Annotated in this window: 20 protein-coding genes; 10 read left to right on the top strand and 10 right to left on the bottom strand. The window is 67.1% G+C overall.

All coding sequences use genetic code 11. The annotated features are described in order from the left end of the window. Positions 1–248: 248 nt before the first annotated feature. Genes FGL25_RS12975 through FGL25_RS12965 form a run of 3 tightly spaced genes read left to right on the top strand, consistent with a single transcriptional unit; the run spans position 249 to position 2,007 of the window. The gene (locus FGL25_RS12975; protein WP_087140888.1) at positions 249–593 is read left to right on the top strand and encodes a DMT family transporter; all 345 of its coding nucleotides are present in this window, start codon (positions 249–251) and stop codon (positions 591–593) included. Next, positions 590–1,381, top strand: coding sequence for a bifunctional hydroxymethylpyrimidine kinase/phosphomethylpyrimidine kinase (gene thiD / locus FGL25_RS12970; protein ID WP_138141921.1), 792 nt, complete (start codon positions 590–592; stop codon positions 1,379–1,381). The genes FGL25_RS12975 and thiD overlap by 4 nt, the downstream gene beginning before the upstream one ends. A 41-nt stretch (positions 1,382–1,422) precedes the next feature. Beyond that, positions 1,423–2,007 (top strand): nucleotidyltransferase family protein, encoded by a 585-nt coding sequence (locus FGL25_RS12965; protein ID WP_138141920.1) that lies wholly within the window; start codon positions 1,423–1,425, stop codon positions 2,005–2,007. Here FGL25_RS12965 and FGL25_RS12960 read toward each other — a convergent pair. The 3 genes from FGL25_RS12960 to FGL25_RS17010 all read right to left on the bottom strand — a co-directional run bounded on the left by FGL25_RS12960 (position 1,992) and on the right by FGL25_RS17010 (position 3,967). Next, positions 1,992–2,537, bottom strand: a complete 546-nt coding sequence (locus FGL25_RS12960) for a hypothetical protein (protein WP_046651802.1) — start codon at positions 2,535–2,537, stop codon at positions 1,992–1,994. The genes FGL25_RS12965 and FGL25_RS12960 overlap by 16 nt on opposite strands. A 108-nt stretch (positions 2,538–2,645) precedes the next feature. Further along, positions 2,646–3,269 carry a hypothetical protein gene (locus FGL25_RS17015; protein WP_197733847.1) on the bottom strand — a complete coding sequence of 208 codons (624 nt, stop codon included), beginning with the start codon at positions 3,267–3,269 and terminating at the stop codon, positions 2,646–2,648. 5 nt (positions 3,270–3,274) lie between these two features. After that, positions 3,275–3,967, bottom strand: coding sequence for an NAD(P)-binding domain-containing protein (locus FGL25_RS17010; protein WP_252970263.1), 693 nt, complete (start codon positions 3,965–3,967; stop codon positions 3,275–3,277). A gap of 579 nt (positions 3,968–4,546) precedes the next feature. Between FGL25_RS17010 and FGL25_RS12950 the strand changes: the two genes are divergently transcribed. The 3 genes from FGL25_RS12950 (at position 4,547) to FGL25_RS12940 (ending at position 7,639) form a co-directional block, all read left to right on the top strand. Continuing rightward, entirely contained in the window at positions 4,547–5,503 is a 957-nt protein-coding gene (locus FGL25_RS12950; protein WP_138141919.1) for a glycosyltransferase family 9 protein, read from the top strand. Positions 5,504–5,570: 67 nt separating this feature from the next. Further along, on the top strand, positions 5,571–6,908 hold the full coding sequence (locus tag FGL25_RS12945; protein WP_138141918.1) for a dihydroorotase: 1,338 nt from the start codon (positions 5,571–5,573) through the stop codon (positions 6,906–6,908). Further along, a complete protein-coding gene (locus tag FGL25_RS12940; RefSeq protein WP_138141917.1) occupies positions 6,905–7,639 on the top strand; it encodes a prephenate dehydrogenase/arogenate dehydrogenase family protein in 735 nt (244 codons plus the stop codon). The genes FGL25_RS12945 and FGL25_RS12940 overlap by 4 nt, the downstream gene beginning before the upstream one ends. A 3-nt stretch (positions 7,640–7,642) precedes the next feature. On the opposite strand, the gene FGL25_RS12935 is transcribed toward FGL25_RS12940, so the two are convergent. Continuing rightward, positions 7,643–8,566, bottom strand: coding sequence for an alpha/beta hydrolase (locus tag FGL25_RS12935; RefSeq protein WP_138141916.1), 924 nt, complete (start codon positions 8,564–8,566; stop codon positions 7,643–7,645). Between the two features lie 137 nt (positions 8,567–8,703). Here FGL25_RS12935 and FGL25_RS12930 point away from each other — a divergent pair, with 137 nt between their 5' ends. From FGL25_RS12930 to FGL25_RS12920, 3 genes are all read left to right on the top strand, one after another. Further along, complete coding sequence (locus FGL25_RS12930) at positions 8,704–9,462, top strand: 3-oxoacyl-ACP reductase (RefSeq protein WP_138141915.1); 759 nt, start codon at positions 8,704–8,706, stop codon at positions 9,460–9,462. 38 nt (positions 9,463–9,500) lie between these two features. Next, on the top strand, positions 9,501–10,250 hold the full coding sequence (locus FGL25_RS12925) for an SDR family NAD(P)-dependent oxidoreductase (protein ID WP_046651794.1): 750 nt from the start codon (positions 9,501–9,503) through the stop codon (positions 10,248–10,250). A gap of 161 nt (positions 10,251–10,411) precedes the next feature. Continuing rightward, a complete protein-coding gene (locus FGL25_RS12920) occupies positions 10,412–11,611 on the top strand; it encodes an aspartate aminotransferase family protein (RefSeq protein ID WP_046651793.1) in 1,200 nt (399 codons plus the stop codon). 16 nt (positions 11,612–11,627) lie between these two features. Here FGL25_RS12920 and FGL25_RS12915 read toward each other — a convergent pair whose 3' ends face one another. Then, on the bottom strand, positions 11,628–11,813 hold the full coding sequence (locus FGL25_RS12915) for a hypothetical protein (protein WP_046651792.1): 186 nt from the start codon (positions 11,811–11,813) through the stop codon (positions 11,628–11,630). Between the two features lie 93 nt (positions 11,814–11,906). Then, positions 11,907–12,785, bottom strand: a complete 879-nt coding sequence (locus FGL25_RS12910; RefSeq protein ID WP_138141914.1) for a hypothetical protein — start codon at positions 12,783–12,785, stop codon at positions 11,907–11,909. Between the two features lie 152 nt (positions 12,786–12,937). Here FGL25_RS12910 and FGL25_RS12905 point away from each other — a divergent pair, with 152 nt between their 5' ends. After that, complete coding sequence (locus tag FGL25_RS12905) at positions 12,938–13,789, top strand: helix-turn-helix domain-containing protein (protein ID WP_138141913.1); 852 nt, start codon at positions 12,938–12,940, stop codon at positions 13,787–13,789. A gap of 16 nt (positions 13,790–13,805) precedes the next feature. Here FGL25_RS12905 and FGL25_RS12900 read toward each other — a convergent pair whose 3' ends face one another. The 4 genes from FGL25_RS12900 to FGL25_RS12885 form a co-directional block, all read right to left on the bottom strand. Beyond that, the gene (locus FGL25_RS12900; protein WP_138141912.1) at positions 13,806–14,333 is read right to left on the bottom strand and encodes a Clp protease N-terminal domain-containing protein; all 528 of its coding nucleotides are present in this window, start codon (positions 14,331–14,333) and stop codon (positions 13,806–13,808) included. A gap of 13 nt (positions 14,334–14,346) precedes the next feature. Continuing rightward, positions 14,347–14,565 (bottom strand): helix-turn-helix domain-containing protein, encoded by a 219-nt coding sequence (locus tag FGL25_RS12895; protein WP_138141911.1) that lies wholly within the window; start codon positions 14,563–14,565, stop codon positions 14,347–14,349. Positions 14,566–14,635: 70 nt separating this feature from the next. Further along, positions 14,636–15,556, bottom strand: a complete 921-nt coding sequence (locus tag FGL25_RS12890) for a DUF5829 family protein (RefSeq protein ID WP_138141910.1) — start codon at positions 15,554–15,556, stop codon at positions 14,636–14,638. Position 15,557: 1 nt separating this feature from the next. Beyond that, positions 15,558–17,633 carry a TonB-dependent siderophore receptor gene (locus tag FGL25_RS12885; RefSeq protein WP_167493352.1) on the bottom strand — a complete coding sequence of 692 codons (2,076 nt, stop codon included), beginning with the start codon at positions 17,631–17,633 and terminating at the stop codon, positions 15,558–15,560. Between the last annotated feature and the right edge of the window lie 54 nt (positions 17,634–17,687).

Raw genomic sequence — 17,687 nt, 5'->3', positions numbered from 1 at the left:
TATCGTCGCAGAATTGTTTCTGCGACGGGAATAAAAGAATGCAAACGGCAACATAACTGAAAACAACGAACATTGAAATTAAGAATCTCATTTCAGGATCATTGTTATCATTTGTCTGTTTTCACCCGTTGTTCCGCGTTTGTGGGGCTGGCGTGTTCTGCTTGGGCCTTCCAGCAGGAAGCCGGCGCCTGAACAATGGGGGGCTGGAGGCCCTTGTCTGAATGGGCGCCATCCGCCATTCAGCCGTCATGTCTTGGCTTCTGTCTCTTAATCCCTGGCTGGTTCTCGTGGTGGCGGGGCTGTTCGAAGTGGGCTGGGCGTCCGGCGTCAAATACGTCGGCGTGCAGCGGCCGCTGATCTCGCTGGGCGTGGCCGTAGCCTTGGCCGCCAGCATGGTCGGGCTGTGGGCCGCGACGCAGCGCCTGCCGGTCGGCACGGCCTATGCCGTGTGGACGGGCATCGGCGCCGTGGGCGCGGCCGTGGTCGGGGTGGCCGTCTATGGCGAGCCGGCGACGGCGGTGCGGGCGGTCTGCATCCTGCTGATCGTCGCGGGCATCGTCGGGCTGAAGCTGTTCTCGGGCGTGACGGCATGAAAGGCCGGGTGCTGATCCTGGCGGGTTCGGATTCCGGCGGCGGCGCAGGCATCCAGGCGGACATCAAGGCCGTGACCATGCTGGGCGGGTTCGCCGCCACGGCGATCACCGCTATCACCATCCAGAACACCCTGGGCGTTCACGGCGTCCACCCTGTGCCGCTGGAGGTGATCGAGGCCCAGGCCAAGGCGGTGCTGGACGACATCGGCGCCGACGCGCTGAAGACCGGAATGCTGGGCTCGGTCGAGGTGGTGGAGAGGGTCGCCGGTTTGATCGACTATGCGGGGGGCGTTCCGGCCGTGGTCGATCCCGTCATGATCGCCAAGGGCGGTTCGCCCTTGCTGGCGGATGCGGCGGTGGAGGCCGTCCGCCGCCTGATGGTTCCGCGCGCGGCCCTGCTGACCCCCAATGCGCCGGAGGCCGAGGCCCTGACCGGGCTGGAGGTCGCCGATCTGGACGGCCAGCGCCGCGCGGGCGAGGCGCTGTTGAACATGGGCGCGCGCGCGGTGCTGATGAAAGGCGGCCATGTGCCGGGCGCGACAGTGGTCGACCTATTGCTGACAGCTGACGGCGAGACGGTGCTGGAGAGCGAACGGGTCGAGACGCGCCACACGCACGGCACCGGCTGCACCCTGGCCAGCGCCTGCGCGGCGGGGATCGCCAAGGGGCTGTCCCTGCCGGTCGCGGTGGCGGAAGCCTGGGCCTATGTCGCCGAAGCCATCCGCCGCGCGCCCGGCCTGGGTCAGGGGCACGGTCCGCTGGATCACGCCTGGCCGGTGCGGGGCTGAGGCCGCTTGGCGCGGCGCCGGAATCGCCCTCACAGGACGGCATGACCCTGGAAGCTCGCCTGACCGAGATCGTCCGCGCCGACGCGGGCCTGATGCACGTATTGACCGTGATGCGGGAACTGGATCTGCCCGACTGGCGGCTGTTCTCCGGCGCCGTCTATCAGGCGGTGTGGAACGCCCAGACAGGCCGCCCGGTCGGCTATGGGATCAAGGACTACGACATCGGCTATTTCGACGCCGACACCTCCTGGGACGCCGAGGACGCCGTCATCAAGCGCGTCGCCGCCGCCTTTGAGCCGCCCCTGCGCGATCAGGTCGAGGTGCGGAACCAGGCGCGGGTGCATCTGTGGTTCGAAGGCAAGTTCGGCGAGCCCTATGACCCCCTGACCTGCACCGACGACGCCCCGGCTCGCTTCGTGGCTCCGGCCTTCGCCGTCGGCGTGCGGCTGGAGGCGGACGACGCGATCAGCGTGGTCGCCCCCTTCGGGCTGGAGGACGTGTTCGCCATGACCATCCGCCCCAATCCGACGCGCGGCCTGGCCAAGGGTTGGGAACGAGTGATCGCCAACGCTCGCGGCCGCTGGCCCGAGATCACGGTCGTCGACGGGCCTCAGCCGACGGCGTAGCGCGCGGTGATCCCGTCCGGCTGGAAGTCGTGGGCGGCCAGCCGGTCCAGCGAGGCGAGGACGCGCGCGGCGAAGGCGTCGGGGTCGCCCTCCTCGACGGCGGGCCGCAGCCAGTCGGTGACGACGGCGCGCGCCGGATAGGTTCCGACCGGGCCGGGCGCGCTCAGGGCGACCTCGATCCCCTCAGCGATCCAGCCCGCCACGGTGATGAAGAAGTCCATCCCGAGCAGAAAGTCCGAACGGCGCAGGACATAGAGGGTGATGATCCCGTCCTCGACCCCGTCAGGCCGCACGATCACGCCGCTGCGGTCGGGACGCCAGTCGTCGGACAGTTCGACCGCCCGCCACAGGCAGAACCAGACCCGACAGGTCTGCGGCCGGACCTCATGCACGGAACACCCCGCGCCGTCGACGCAATAGGCGCACAGTTCGCCCGTCGGCTTGGCCAGTTCGGGCAGGTCCAGCGGGATCACGCGGCAGCATTCGACGCAGCCGCCGCAGGTGCGCTCAGGAAGAAGGGGCAGGGACATGGCCGCCGTCTAGCGCAGGTCGGGCGCAAATGCGCGGGCTTTGACGGAGTTCTGGCGCACGGGGCGTCCCGCCCTGCGACCCGCCGGACCGCAGGGCGGGGCCATGCATCAGGCGCGCGCGGCCTGGCTGCGGGTCGAGGGCAGGCGCAGATAGGCTTCCAGCGAGTCGTCGAACGCCTTCATCCAGGGCACATGGTGACGCGCCGCCAGCGTGCCGGTCAGGACCGAGCGATAGCATTTGTCGCGATAGCCCATGATGTCGGCCTTCTTGTCCTTCTTCCACTGCAGGAAGATCCGGTTGATGTTGTCGATATCGAGATCCGGATAGTCGGTCTGGGCGATCAGGCGCTTGATGTATTCGCCCTGATATTCAAAGGCCTCGGCATCCGTGCGGATTTCGACCTCCATCTCGCGCCAGTGGTCGTTGGCGGCCTCCATGTCCGCGCGCGACGGCAGCTGGATGCGGTCCATGATGATGTCGCGCGTCAGCCAGGCCTGGGCGTCGAACATGTTGAAGCTGTACCAGAGGTCCTGCATCCCCAGGTAGAACAGCTTGGGATTGGGCGTGAAGGCCACGCCTTCATACAGGTTCAGCGGCCACAGACGGTTGCTGGTCTTCAGGCGCAGTTCGTCCGGCAGGAAGGGGAAGTGGTGCTTGTAGCCGGTGCACAGGATGATGGCGTCGACGTCGCGGCGCGTGCCGTCGCTGAAGTGGGCGGTCTTGCCGTCCACGCGCGTCAGGCAGGGCTTTTCCTCCCAGCCCTTGGGCCAGTCATAGCCATAGGCCGGCTGCGATAACTGGTCGTGACTGATTTCGCGCCGTATTTGTAGCATTGCGAGCCGATGTCCTCGGCCGAATAGCTGGAACCGATCAGCAGCACGTCCTTGCCCTTGAACTCGGCCGCGTCGCGGAAGTCGTGGGCGTGCAGGATGCGGCCGGGGAACAGGTCGAAACCCGGATAGGACGGCGCGTTCGGCGTCGAGAAGTGGCCGGTGGCGACGATCACATGGTCGAACGTCTCGGTGGTGCGGCGACCGGCCGAATAGTCCTTGGCCGTCACGGTGAACCGGCCCGACGCCTTGTCGAAGACCACGTCCTTCACAGCGGTGTTGAAGCGGATGTACGGGCGGATGTTCGCCTTCTTCACCCGGCCCTGGATATAGTCCCACAGGACTTCGCGCGGCGGATAGGAAGAGATCGTCTTCTTGAAATGCTCGTCGAAGGTGTAGTCGGCGAACTCAAGGCATTCCTTGGGGCCGTTCGACCACAGGTAGCGGTACATGCTGGCATGAACGGGCTCGCCGTTTTCATCGATGCCGGTGCGCCAGCTGTAGTTCCACATGCCGCCCCAGTCCTTCTGCTTCTCGTAACAGACGATCTGGGGGATGTCCGCGCCCTTGTCGCGGGCCGACTGGAAGGCGCGGAGCAGGGCCAGTCCCGAAGGGCCGGCGCCGATGATGGCGATACGTTTTGCTTGGGCATATTCACTCTGGGCTGATGGGTCAGAGGCCCCGGCGCAGGGCGGCGCTGCGGCCGCAAATCACACGGGGCGAAAGAAGGGCCGAATCGCCAGCACTCCCAATATATGGAATGAGGTCATGGAATCGGCGCGCGAAAATATAAAACCGTCTTAATATCTTAGAGTTCATACTTATAGAATTAAGTGATTATCTATCTAATTCTTCGATTGATCGGCAACATAAGAACAAATGTATTTTCAGCGAATATGAGGAAATATTCGCCAAGTCGTTCTCATATTGTCATTTCAATCCTTCGATTATGAAACAATGTTGACGCGATCGCAAATTTCGCCCCAGTAAGCACAATTTCAAGGCGCGTCCGAAAAGTCGTTTCTTCCCGCTGTCAGGGCGTTTGGCGGGGTGCGAGCGCGCCGCTCGCCCCGTGCGCTTCGTCCGACTCGAGGACGACGGGGCGGTTGGCGTGCAGCGGCGGCCCGCCGTCCCGCATTCCCGCTGAATTCCGAAGAGAATCCGGCTAGACTCAGCCCATGCATGGTCGTTTTCCGATCCTCTACATCGCCGAGGCGGACGCCGAGGAGGCGGTCCTGTCGTCGGGCGTGTTGGCCCAGTTGGTCGAGGCCATCCCTCAGGCGACCTTCACCGTCGTCGGCTCGCCGGCCAGCGCGCCGCTGTTCGCCGACCTGCCGCGTCTGCAGCGGCTGATCACCCTTGACCGGGATGGGCGCTGGGACTGGATCGCCCTGTGGAACCAGGTGCGCGAGACCAACTGGGGGCTGGTGGTCGACATGCGCGGCTCGACCCTGTCGGGCAAGCTGCGGCGCCAGCGCCGGGCGGTTCGGGGCAAGACCCTGCCGGGCGTGCATCTGGTGGAGCAGGCGGCGCGGACCCTGCAACTGGACGAGATTCCGCCGCCGAAACTGTTCATCGCACGCGATGCGCAGGAAGCGGCCGACTCCCTGATCCCGCCGGGCGAAGGTCCGATCCTGGCCGTCGGGCCGGGCGCAGACTGGATCGGCAAACGCTGGCCCGCCGATCGCTACGCCAAGGTCGCCATCTCCCTTCTGGGCGAGGGCGGGCCGCTGGCGGGCGGACGGCTGATGATCGTGGGCGAGGAGGCGGACCGCGACGCGGCCCAGACCGTCCGCTCGGCGGTCAAGCGGGACCGGGTGATCGAACTGCAGGGGCGGCTGACGCGACTGCAGACAGCGGCGGCCCTGTCGCACGCGGATCTCTATCTGGGCGGCGACTCCCTGTGGACCCAGCTGGCCGTAGCTGCGGGCGTTCCGGCGGTGGCGGTGTTCGGCCCTTCGGACGAGACGCTGAAGCGTCCGTGGACCGGCGTCGCCGTACGCGGCCCGCGCACCCTGGACGAGTTCCACGAACTGGACCCGCGCCTGAACCAGCACATCCAGCACATGATGGACCTGCCCTATGAGCGGGTGCTGAAGGCGGCGAAGAAGCTGCTGGCCGAACGGACGGCCTGATCGCCCTCGGCTTGCGTCTCCAAGCCTTCGGCGCGCATAAGCGCCGGAACTTCAGGAGATGCGCGCGATGACCCAGACCTATGACCTGATCGTTCGGGGCGGCGAGGTGGCCAACCACGCCGGGCGGGGCAAGGCTGACGTCGGCGTCATCGACGGCCGCATCGCCTTCATCGGCGACCTGTCTCAGGCCTCGGCCGGAGAGGTGTTCGACGCGACGGGCCTGACCGTCCTGCCGGGCGTCATCGACACCCAGGTCCACTTCCGCGAGCCGGGGCTGGAGTGGAAGGAAGACCTGGAGACCGGCAGCCGCGCGGCGGCTCTGGGCGGCGTCGTCGCCGTGTTCGAGATGCCGAACACCAACCCCAACACCACCGACCCCGACACCATGGCCGACAAGCTGGCGCGGGCGAAGGATCGGATGTGGACCGACCACGCCTTCTACGTCGGCGGCACCCATGAGAACGCCGAGCATCTGGCCGATCTGGAGCGCCTGCCGGGCTGCTGCGGGGTCAAGGTCTTCATGGGCGCCTCGACCGGCGACCTGCTGATCGCCGACGACGAGGGCGTGCGCAAGGTGCTGTCGAACGTGCGCCGCCGCGCCACCTTCCACTCCGAAGACGAATACCGCCTGGGCGAGCGCCGCAACCTGGCCCGCACCGGCGACTGGACCAGCCACCCCGAGGTCCGCGACGCCGAAAGCGCCATCATGTCCACCCGCCGGCTGGTGGGCCTGGCCAAGGAGACCGGCGCGCGCATCCACGTCCTGCACGTCACGACGAAGGACGAGATGGAGTTCCTGCGTTTCCACAAGGACGTCGCCACCGTCGAGATCACGCCCCAGCACCTGACCCTGGCGGCGCCCGAGGCCTATGAACGCCTCGGCGCCTACGCCCAGATGAACCCGCCGATCCGGTCGCAGGAGCATGTCGACGCCCTGTGGTTGTGGGGGATGCAGCAGGGCGTGGCCGATGTGCTGGGCTCGGACCACGCGCCGCACACGAAGGAAGAAAAGTCCAAGCCCTATCCGGCATCGCCCTCGGGCATGCCGGGGGTGCAGACCTTGGTGCCGCTGATGCTGACCCATGTGGCCAACGGGCGGCTGTCGCTGGAACGCTTCATCGACCTGACCTCGGGCGGGGCGCAGCGGGTGTTCGGCACGGCGAACAAGGGACGGATGGCCGTCAGCTATGACGCCGACCTGACTATCGTCGATCTGAAGGCGAAGAAGACTATTACGCACGACCAGCAGGCCACGCGCTGCGGCTGGACCCCCTTCGACGGCTTCGAGGCGACGGGTTGGCCGGTCGCCACCATCGTGCGGGGCCGTGTGGTCATGAAGGACGGCGAACTGATCGGTCAGGCCCACGGCCAGCCGGTGCGGTTCCAGGAGACGCTGGCGGGGTGAGCGGCCCAAAGCCCCAACTCGGCCTGATCGGCTTCGGCGCCTTCGGGCGGCTGACGGCGAAGCATCTGTCGCCGGGGTTCGACATCCTCGCTCATGATCCGGCGGCCAGCGACGACGAGGGGCTGGCGCGGCTGACCACGCTGGAAGCGGCCGCCGCCTGTCCGGTGGTGGTGCTGGCCGTGCCGGTCGGCGTGTTGGCGGAAACGGTCGCGGCGATCGCGCCGCATCTGACGCCGGGGGCGTTGATTCTCGACGTCGGCTCGGTGAAGGTGAAGCCGGCCAAGGTCATGCTGGACGGCCTGCCTGACAGCGTCGGCATCGTCGGAACCCACCCCCTGTTCGGCCCCCAGAGCGGCAAGGACGGCATTGCGGGGCTGAGGATCGCCGTCTGTCCGGTGCGCGGCGACAAGGCGGCGTGGCGCGTGGCCGCCTTCTGCAGGAAGGCGCTGGGGCTGAAGGTCTTCGTCGTCACGCCCGAGGATCACGACCGCGAGGCGGCGACGGTGCAGGGCCTGACCCATCTGATCGCCAAGGTGCTGCTGGCGATGGAGCCGCTGCCGACGCGCATGACGACGACCAGCTTCGAGCGCGTCATTCAGGGCGTCGACATGGTCCGCCACGACAGCGCAGCGGTGTTCCGCGCCATCGAACACGACAACCCTTTCGCCGCCGAAGTCCGCCGCCGCTTCTTCGACCTGGCCGAACAGGCGCGGTCGGAACTGGACGATTAGGGCCTAGCGCGGTTTCAGGATGAAATCCGCTGTCGCTTCGACCACGCCGGGCGCCAAGGGCAGGGCTGGGTCCATATAGGTCGCGATATTGGCCGCACGTTCGGCGGGCGCGGTCTTCAGGACGTGGTTGACGCCGTCCCAGACGACGAGTTCGGCGCGGGGCTGGGCCGCCTTGATCGCTTCGGCGTCGGTCAGGCTGATTTGAATGTCGGTGGTCCCCTGGCCGATGAAGATCGGGCCGTCATAGGCGGCGGCCATCTTCGCCGGATCCAACGCCAGCCAGGAGATGAGGTAGGGTTGGACCGACGGTCGGAACAGGGCGGCCAGCGATGCAGGCGGATCGGCGACCGTGCGGCCTCCCTCCAGTTCGCCGACGACGGCATAGGCCTCGGCCTTCAGCGGCTCGGGCAGGCTGGACAGTTGCTCGCGCAGCACTGTTCCCGCCGGACGTCCGGCGCCGGACAGCAGCACCAGGCCGCATACCTTGTCGTCGCCCTCCGCCACGGCGGCCAGGGCGACCAGCGCGCCTTCGCTGTGGCCGATCAGCCAGGCGCACGGGCGGCCCGTCTTCGCCGCCGCCTCGGCCGCCCAGGCGCGGGCGTCGTCCGCATAGGCGGAAAAGCGCAGATCGGCCTCGGAGGGGCCGGCGGCGGCGCTCTCGCCGATGCCGCGCTTGTCGATGCGGACGGTAGCGACGCCGCGCTCGGCCAGACCTTCGGCCAGCAGGCGATAGGTCGCGGCGCGGATGCCGACTTGCGGGCTGTCGCCGTTGCGATCCGTCGGACCGGAGCCGGGCAGGATGACGGCGGCCGCGTGGATCTGGCTCTCGGGCGTCAGCAGGGTTCCGTGCAGCGGCGCGGGGCTGGACGGCAGTTCTACCGGCGTCGAAACCGGCGAGAGCAGCAGGGCGGCGGCGAAGGTCAGCATAGATGTCTCCTGAACGTCTTCTGAGTTAGTCGGCCAAGGGAGGCGCAAGGGCAACCCTTGTTCTTTCAGGCGCCGCTGGCCTTGGCGGCAGGTGCGGCCTATGGCTGAGGTTGGTTCAGAATTTGCGAGTTGTTCTCATGGAAATCCGCGATCAGATCGTTCTCATCACCGGCGGCGCGCGCGGCGTGGGCGCGGCGGCGGCGCGGGCCTTTGCGGGGCAGGGCGCGCGGGTGGCGATCAACTGGCGCAGCAGCGGCGAGCAGGCCGAGGCGCTGGCGGCGGAACTGGGCGAGCGAGCCTTCGCCGTTCAGGCTGATGTGACCGACCGCGCGGCGGTGGAGGCCATGGTCGCCAAGGTTCAGGGCCATTTCGGCGGCCCGGTCAGCACCGTGGTCAACAATGCGCTGGACTACAGCTTCAACGGCGACGCCCGCGCCCAGATGGCCGATATTCCGTGGGAAGACATGGAGCGTCAGTTCGCGACCGTGATCCGCGGCGCCCTGAACGTCATCCAGGCGACGGCGCCGGGCATGGGCGCGCAACGCTTCGGCCGGGTGATCAACATCGGCACCAACCTGTTCCAGAATCCGGTCGTGCCCTATCACGACTACACTGCCGCCAAGGCCGCTCTGCTCAGCCTGACGCGAACGGCGGCGGGCGATCTGGGGCCGTCGGGGATCACGGTCAACATGATCTCGGGCGGGCTTCTTCGCACGACCGACGCCAGCGCCGCGACGCCGGAGGCGGTGTTCGACCTGATCGCCGGCATGACCCCGCTGCGGTCCGTCACCACGCCGGAAGAGTTCGCCGATGCGGCCCTCTTCTTCGCCTCGCCGTGGAGCCGAGCGGTGACAGGGCAGAATCTGGTGGTCGACGGCGGGCTGGTGCGGGATTAAGTCGGGCCGACAGTAAAGCCTCAGCCAGGACGGACATCATGAGCGGCGTCATTCTGATCACCGGAGCCACCTCGGGCATCGGCCGGGCGGCGGCGCGTCGCTTCGCCGGCGCGGGCTGGAAGGTGATCGCCACCGGCCGCCGTCAGGAACGTCTGGACGAACTGGTCGCCGAACTGGGCGCGGACCGGGTCCACGCCGCGCCGTTCGACATGCGGGACGAAGCCGCCATCGACGCGGCGCTGGACGCCCTGCCCGAGGGCTTCCGCGACATCGACGTGCTGATCAACAACGCCGGTCTGGCGCTCGGCACGGCCACCGCGCAGGAGGCTGATCTGGCCCAGTGGCGCCAGATGATCGACACCAACATCACCGGTCTGGTGACGCTGACCCACCGGCTGCTGCCGCGCCTGATCGCTCGCAAAGGGGCGATCCTGAACATCAGTTCGGTGGCGGCGACCTATCCGTACAAGGGCGGCAACGCCTATGGCGGGACCAAGGCCTTCGTGCGCCAGTTCTCGCTGGGGCTGCGCTCGGACCTGCACGGGACGGGGGTGCGCGTCACCTCCATCGAGCCGGGCATGGCCGAGACGGAGTTCACCCTGGTCCGCACCGGCGGCGACCAGGCGGCGTCCGACGCCCTTTATGGCGGGGCGGCCCCGATGACCGGCGAAGACATCGCCGAGACCCTGTTCTGGGTCGCGACCCTGCCGGCGCATCTGAACATCAATGCGCTGGAGCTGATGCCGGTCAGCCAGTCGTTCGCCGGCTTCCAGGTGGCGCGCGACTGAGGTTGGTCAGGCCGTCAGGCCTCTGCTGATCGGACGGTCATCCGGTCTAGGCGAATTCCTGAAACCGACCCTGATGAACCATCCGGCGTCGGATTAGCGTGGCTGCGTGCCTGTCCTGTCGACAGGTTTTCGCCGTGTCCGGCCTATTCACGAAGAGCCTCATGACCAGCCCCATCCTACCCGTCGCAGCCCGTCTGGATCTGGCGTTCGAATATGGAAAGGGCGCCTGGCTCTATGACCAGGACGGCAAGGCCTATCTGGACTTCGCCTCGGGGATCGCGGTGAACGCCTTGGGCCATTGCCACCCGCACCTGGTGCGGGCGCTGAAGAAGCAGGCGGGCAAGATCTGGCACACGTCCAACACGGTGCGCATTCCCGAGGGCGAACGGCTGGCGCAGCGGCTCGTCGACAGCACCTTCGCCGAAGTGGTCTATTTCGCCAACTCGGGCGGCGAGGCCAATGAGGCGGCGGTCAAGATGGCGCGCCGTCGCCACGCCGTGGCGGGTCGGCCGGAGCGGTATCGCATCGTCACCTTCGAGGGGGCCTTTCACGGACGCACCCTGGCCATGATCGCCGCCACCGGCCACCCGCCCTACATCGAAGGTTTCGGCCCCAAGGTCGAAGGTTTCGATCAGGTCCGGCTGGACGACTGGGACGCGCTGGAGGCGGTCGTCACGGATCAGACCGCCGCCCTGATGATCGAGCCCATCCAGGGCGAAGGCGGGCTGCGCGTCGTCAAGACCGAGACCCTGGAGCGGCTGCGGCGCATGTGCGACGAGCGCGGCATGCTGCTGATCCTCGACGAAGTTCAGTCGGGCGTGGGCCGCACCGGCCGGTTCTTCGCCCATGAATGGAGCGGGATCGTTCCCGACATCGTCACGGTGGCCAAGGGCATCGGCGGCGGCTTTCCCATGGGCGCCTGTCTGGCGACGCGCCATGCGGCGGAAGGGATGACCCTGGGCACCCACGGCACCACGTTCGGCGGCAACCCCCTGGCCATGGCGGTCGGCAACGCCGTGCTGGACATCGTACAGGACGACGCCTTCCTGGCGCGGGTGTTGAACAAGGCGGTGCTGTTGCGGCGCCAGTTGAAGCGAGTGCAGCGCGTCTACGGCAGGCTGGTCGGAGAACTGCGCGGCGAGGGCTTGCTGCAGGGCTTCTGCGCTCGAGGCGTCGAGGCGCGCGATGTCGTGGCGGCGCTGCGCGAGCAGGGGCTGATCGCCCTGGCGGCGCGCGATAACGTCGTGCGTTTCGCGCCGCCGCTGACGGTGACGGCCAAGGAGATCGCCGACGCAGGAGCCCGCCTCGAAGCCGCCTGCGGGGCTTTGACGCGAGGCGGGCGCTCAAGCAGGGCGGCTTGAGCGCCGCGAAGCGAATTCAGCTCCATCCGATCGTGATGACGGCGATGGTCGCAATGAGCACCGCCGCCGTCACTACGGCGATGGGAAGGGCCAGTATCTGGATCAGGGCGGTCTTGCGCGAAGCGCCGCCTTCCGGCGTATCGGCCCCTTCGAAAGAGCGCCTGCGCGGCCCTGGGTTATGGATGCGCGAGTCTTGGTTCATGGCCGGTCGTCCTGCTTGTCCGAAATCGCGTGAACTGTGGCGACCGGGGCGAGGGTGCTGGCTTTCCGGGTGGTTAGAAAGGTCCAGTCTGTTTCATTTCGATAGGCCGGTTGGCGCGTCAACGGGGGGGCGGTCGTCAAACAGAGGTTCCGGGCGCAGAAAGATGAAGCCGACGTTGTCGAACTGCTGGATGGCCGCCGGTTTGAAATCGAGCGGCGCGTAGACGGGGTGACGGATCGTCACCTCATCGCTGGGTCCGGCGGCTCTCACATGCGCCCGATTATAGGTCGTATAGGTCTGACAGACCTGATTATGGGTCTCGCCGGCTCGTCTCAGGTTCACCACGGGGATGTTGACGGCGGGGGCGCGCATCAGCGTCATCATCCCTTTGAGGCCGGTTTGTCCGGCAATCCGCCAGGCCGGCGCGATGGACGAGCCATGGCGGTGCAGAATGGAGCCCTCGGCGATCAGATCGCCGGCCGTGTCTGTAAATCGAAAGCGCCACAGCTCGCCTTCCTTTTTGATTTCGCTTCGGGTCAGGCGTGCGGGCAGGCGCAGATGCTCGTCATTGTAGCGAACGACGCGCAGCGTATCGTTCCACAGGCCGTGGCAGACCATGTGAAGACCCGGCCGGTTCGCCAGGGCGCCGAAAAACGCAAAGGGGTGGGCGGGCAGTTTCGCTCCCGCGACGGGGGTCGCGAACAGGGATATCTGCAACTCGTGATGGGCGCCGAGGTTGGCCTTGACGAAGTCGCATATCCAGATGGCGGCCAGCGCCCGGCCTCGCGTGTCGAGCAGGGGCGTCAGCCCTTCCTGAGCCAGCAGCTCAGCCGCCTTCTTCCCATCGACCGTGCCGTTCATGCACAGCATGACGCCGTCATAGACATGATAGGGCGTGGTGAGTTCTTCGTCCGCGACCATGACGCGGCCGTCCAACGGAAAGCGTTGAAACAGGAAGTCTTTGGGCTTCATGACAGGCCTTTTGAGCAGGAGTGCAGGCGAATGGGAGCTCCGCCTGGAGGACGGCGCGCCGCGTCAGCGGGGGCTTCAGGCCGACGCCCGGCGATCCATGCTGGGGAGGTTGTTCTGCGTATAGAACCGAAGCGACACGGGGATGGTCGCGCATGATGTCGGCCCGCCTGCACCGGCCCAGCGCCCCGGCGTCAGCCTGGATCTATATGGCCGTCGAACGCGATACGCGTGGGCAACCGCTCGCCGACGAACAGCGCTTCAACTGCTATCCGGCCACGCCGTTTCCGAGCATCTCATGGATTTTCGAGGGCGAGCTGCACATGGCCGCAGAGCGCCCGGCTGTCGCGCAAGGGAGGTTGGGGCGGCCGCTTCCTCGGGTGGTGTTCGCGGGGCCGCATCGACGGCCTGTGGCGAGCTGGTCGCCCGGCGCCGTCCATGCGCTTACGGTCAGCTTCTATCCTGAAGCCCTCGGCCGCGTGCTGGACATTCCCCTTGAGCGTTGTCTGGACGTGATCCTGCCGCTTGAGGCGGTGATGTCGGGGGCGGCGCTCACATGCTTGCTGACCATCGAACGCGGCCCTGAGCCTTTCTCGCGCGTGCAGTCGATCGTCTCGTCCTGGCCATCGGGCCGCCCGGTCGAGCCGAGCGGCGTCGACATTCGGGCGTGGCTGTCCATGATCTGCGCGCGCGCGGCGTCGTCTCCGGATGGGGAGGGCGCGCGCCAGGTGCAGCGCCGCATCAAGGGGTGGACGGGCCAGAGCCGACGCGATCTGCAGCTCTATGAGCGTGTGGAGGCCGCGGCGCTTCACGGCCTTGCGGGGGAGCGGGAGACGGCGTCGGATCTCGCCGCCGCTGCGATCGACGCGGGCTTCTCCGATCAGTCGCATCTTGGTCGGGAGGTGCGGCGGGTGACGGGACTGTCGCCGCGCAGGTTGGAAACCTCGGTCCGGAATGACGAGGGCTTCTGGCTGTACCGACTTCTGAAAGGACGACCGAGGCCGTGAGGGCGGCGGCGCGTGGTCATCCGGTCCTGTCTCGGCTGGAGATCAGCCGGCGCGGCGCCGCGCTGACGTCGTCCGCCGCGGCTTTCAACCGAGAGAGATCGACGTCCAGAACCCGCAGCGCGCGCGCCGCCACGCCTTCCGACAGGCCCGCTATGACGCTGACGACATGCGCGCCGTTAAGAGGGGTTCGCCCCTTCTTGAGCGCCGCCAGTTTCTGCATGACGTCCTGACCCGAAGCGGCGGCGCGATAGACGCCGGCGTTCGCCGTCATCGGCGTGCGGAGCGGGCTGTCCGCTTTCAAGCCCAGTGAACCCAGGCCGTCGTCATACTGTTTCTGGATCGCAGCCTTGAGGCCGTCGGGCGAGGCGCCGGCCTGTTCAAAGGCGCGGCGTGCGGCGCCGTCCGACAGGTCCAGCGCCGCCAGGAGAAGGTGCTCGGCGCCGGACTCCCGCTGCTGGTCCTGCAGGGCGTAGGTTTCCGCCGTTTCGCTGAGAAATTTGATGACGCCTATGTCGACGAGCTTCGACTTGACGCCTTGAAGCATGGCGGTCCCCTTATCAGAAATGGTGGGTCGGCGTGATGTCCGACAACCGCTTGTGGGCGGCCTGTTTGGTGACGCCCAGGGCCTGGGCGATCCGCGCCCATGACCACCCCTGGCCCAGGGCCGAGCCGACGGCGTCGCGTTCGATGCGGTCCGCCAGGCGCCGCAAGGCCACGACTGCGGTCAGCGCCTCGGCGGGATCGGAAGGGACGGCGATGTCGTGCAGGTCGATCATGCGTCAACTTTGATTGACGCGCGTGCGGTTGTCAACAAGGATTGACGACCTGCCTGGACGCACGTCGATGTCAGTCAATGCCTTTCGTGGGAAGAAAGGCGACCGTCTGCCGGTCCATTCGGATCAGGACGCCTGAGCCCAACGACAGCCTGTCGGGCGGCGCGCCGTCGGTCGCAAGGTCGAGCGACAGTAGGCGCGGCGGGTCTTCGGAGGCGCGAAGCAACAGCGTCCAGCCATCCCCGGTCAGCAGGGTTCCGTCGGCGGTTTCCCGCCGCTGCAGACCGGCGTCTTCCAACTGCCGGATCAGAAGGCGGAACATGGGCGGCGTGACCTTAAGGGCCAGGTGATTGATGTCGAAACGCCCCTGGCCCTCTGCACTTCGCGGGGCGAGGATGTGCGCGCGCGACGTCTGCGGCGCCTCCGTCGGGCCGGTTCCCGACTGCCAGCGATGGAATTCCGGGCGGTAGGCCATGGCCCACACCGCGAGATGATCTCCGCCCGCCGTCTCGTCGCACTGTACGGAGTCGTACCAGGGCACGGACGGGTCGACACGACGATAGCGGACGGGCGTGCGCCTGGCGCCGATCGGGCAGGTTCGCCGCCAAATCCGCTCCAGGGCGTCGAGGTCGCCGGAGGCGTCATAGCCCAGAGCCAGGCCGACCTTGCCGACGGGTTCGCCGAAGCGGTTCTCCGGCGCGAAGAACTCTAGATAGGTCTCTCGCCCGCGGAAGAAGACGCGGTCGGCGCCGGGCTGCGGCGGGGCGTAGTCGGGCAGGCCGCCGTCGGCGCGCCCGAGCAGTCGGCTGAGAGGGGCGCTGTCGCGGACGGCCGCGAACGTGGCGGCGTCCAGCACGACATAGACATGGTTCAACGCCGGCGCGGGTCTGGATGCAACGGCGAAGGCGGGCGGTTGCTGGGGCGCGTCCGGAGCTTTCGCGTCGGCCGTGGTCAGCGTCCCCAGAACTGAGAGGACAAGGGCGAAGCGCATCATCTCACCACCGCTTGCTGAGGGTCAGACGCGCCGTGCGCGGCGCCTGGGGGTGGATCTGGGAGAAGCCGCCGGTGATGTAGATGGTCTCGTCAGTGGCGTTGTCGACGTTCAGGCGCACTTCATAGCCCGCTCCGAACCGATAGGCCGCGTTCAGGTCCAGTCGCGTGTATCCGGGCAGGTCCAGGTTATTGCCGGTCGTCGCCGCCTGGCTTGAGGCGTGGAACAGGCCGCCGCCGATGGTCAGGCCGTCCAGGTCGCCGCCGAAAGCCCAGGAAGTCCACAGGGCGGCCTGGTGATCCGACACGCCCGCCAGGCGATTGCCGACGATGAAGGCGTTGGTGTCCCTGGATATCTCGCTGTCGCTGTAGGCGTAGGAGGCGATGATCGTCCATGGATCCAGCGGCCGGGCCGAGACCTCGGCTTCCAGGCCTCGCACCCGGATTTCGCCGGCCTGGATCACCAGGTTGAAGTCGATCGGGTCGGCCACGACCGCATCCGTCTTGGTGATCTCAAAGGCGGACAGCGTCAGTTCGGCGCGGCCGTCGAACGCCAGGGCCTTGGTCCCGATCTCGAATTGCTCGCCGCGCGTGGGCTTGGGCGTCAGGCCGCTCTCCAACAGGCCGGCGTCGCCCTCATTGCGCGATGAGCGCGCCCAGCTGGCGTAGATCGACCAGTCGGGCGTCGCCAGATAGGTCAGGCCCGCGCGGGGCGAGAAGGGGCGGTCCGTGCGGCGCACGCCGGGCTCGATGAAGTCTGCGGCGAAGGCGTAGGTCTCGACCTCTTCGAGCCGACCGCCCAGCAGCAGCCGCCACCGGCTCCATGCGATTTCGTCCTGAACATAGAGGCCTGTGGAGGTGTAGTCGTAGTGACTGTCGCCCACGGGCAGATAGGTCGTCGGACGTCCGGTGCGGACCGGGTTCAACAGGTCGATCGGACGGCCGAAGGCGATCTGGCCGTCGAGGTAGGAGAGCTGGTCGCGGCTGTGGTCGATCCCGATCAGCAGCCTATGGGTCAGGGGCCCGGTCACGACCCGGCCGTATAGTTCCGCCTGAAGGGTCAGGTCGTCCTGGGTTTCGTCATAGCTGACGAAGTTGCGGTTGACCGTCGTGCCGGACAGGGCCGGAAAGCCGTAGTTGAAGAACTGTTCCTCGGGCACGTCGACGGCGGAGATGAAGCCGCCCAGGCGCAGGCGCCAATCCGGGTTGAGGCGGCGGTTGAACTCCAGACCGGCGACCCATTGCTCCTTCTCGATCCGCATGAAGTCCTCGCCGTAGTTGCGGCGCACAGGCTGTTTCAGAAAGGCGGCGTTGTTGCCGAAGCCGCGGTCAAAGGCGGCGTCGCGTTGCAGATATTCCAGCCGCGCCAGCAGGCTGGTGTCGGCGTCGGGGCGCCATTCGACCACGGGCGAGATGTAGAGTTGTTCGTTGTCGACAAGTTCGCGGAAGCTCCCGGCGTTCTCATAGCCGATGTTGAGCCGGGCCAGGACCGCGCCGTCAGCGGTCAGCGGCGTGTTCAGGTCCAGTCCGCCGCGCCAGTAGTCGTTCGATCCCGCGACGACGAAGGCTTCGCCGCCGGCCTCGGAATAGGGGCGTTTGGACACGAAATTGATCACGCCGCCGGGCTCGAACCGGCCGTAGAGGGCCGAGGCGGGGCCCTTCAGAACCTCGATGCTTTCCACGCCCTGCAGGTCGATTTCCGGCTGGCTCACCGATTGGCGGAAACCGTCGCGCAGGGTGGAGATGTTCTGGAAGCCGCGAATGCGGAAGCGCTGATTGCCCGAGAAGCCGATGGTGCGCTGAACGCCGCTGATCGTCTCGGCCGCCTCGCCGATGTTCGACACATTGCGCAGATCCAGCAGTTCTCGCGACACGATGTTGACCGTGTACGGCGTTTCCAGCGTCGGGGCGCCCGACTTGGTCGCCGTCTCGCCGGGAATGCGGCCCAGCGCGCGGCCGAAGACGGTGATGGCTTCCACCTCGGTCACATCGTCGACCCCTGTGACGATGGGGGCGTCCTGGGCGATCGCCGGACTGGCGAGAAGCGCGGCGAGGCCGACGGTTGTGAGCAGCGTTTTCATGAGATCCCCGATGAAATGATTTGGGGTTGTTATGATATAACGTTGCATATAGTC

It is taken from the genome of Brevundimonas vancanneytii (genome assembly GCF_901421975.1).
Lineage (GTDB): Bacteria > Pseudomonadota > Alphaproteobacteria > Caulobacterales > Caulobacteraceae > Brevundimonas > Brevundimonas diminuta.
Note: the sequence above shows the minus strand (reverse complement) of the source record. Positions and strands in the feature narration are given on the sequence as shown.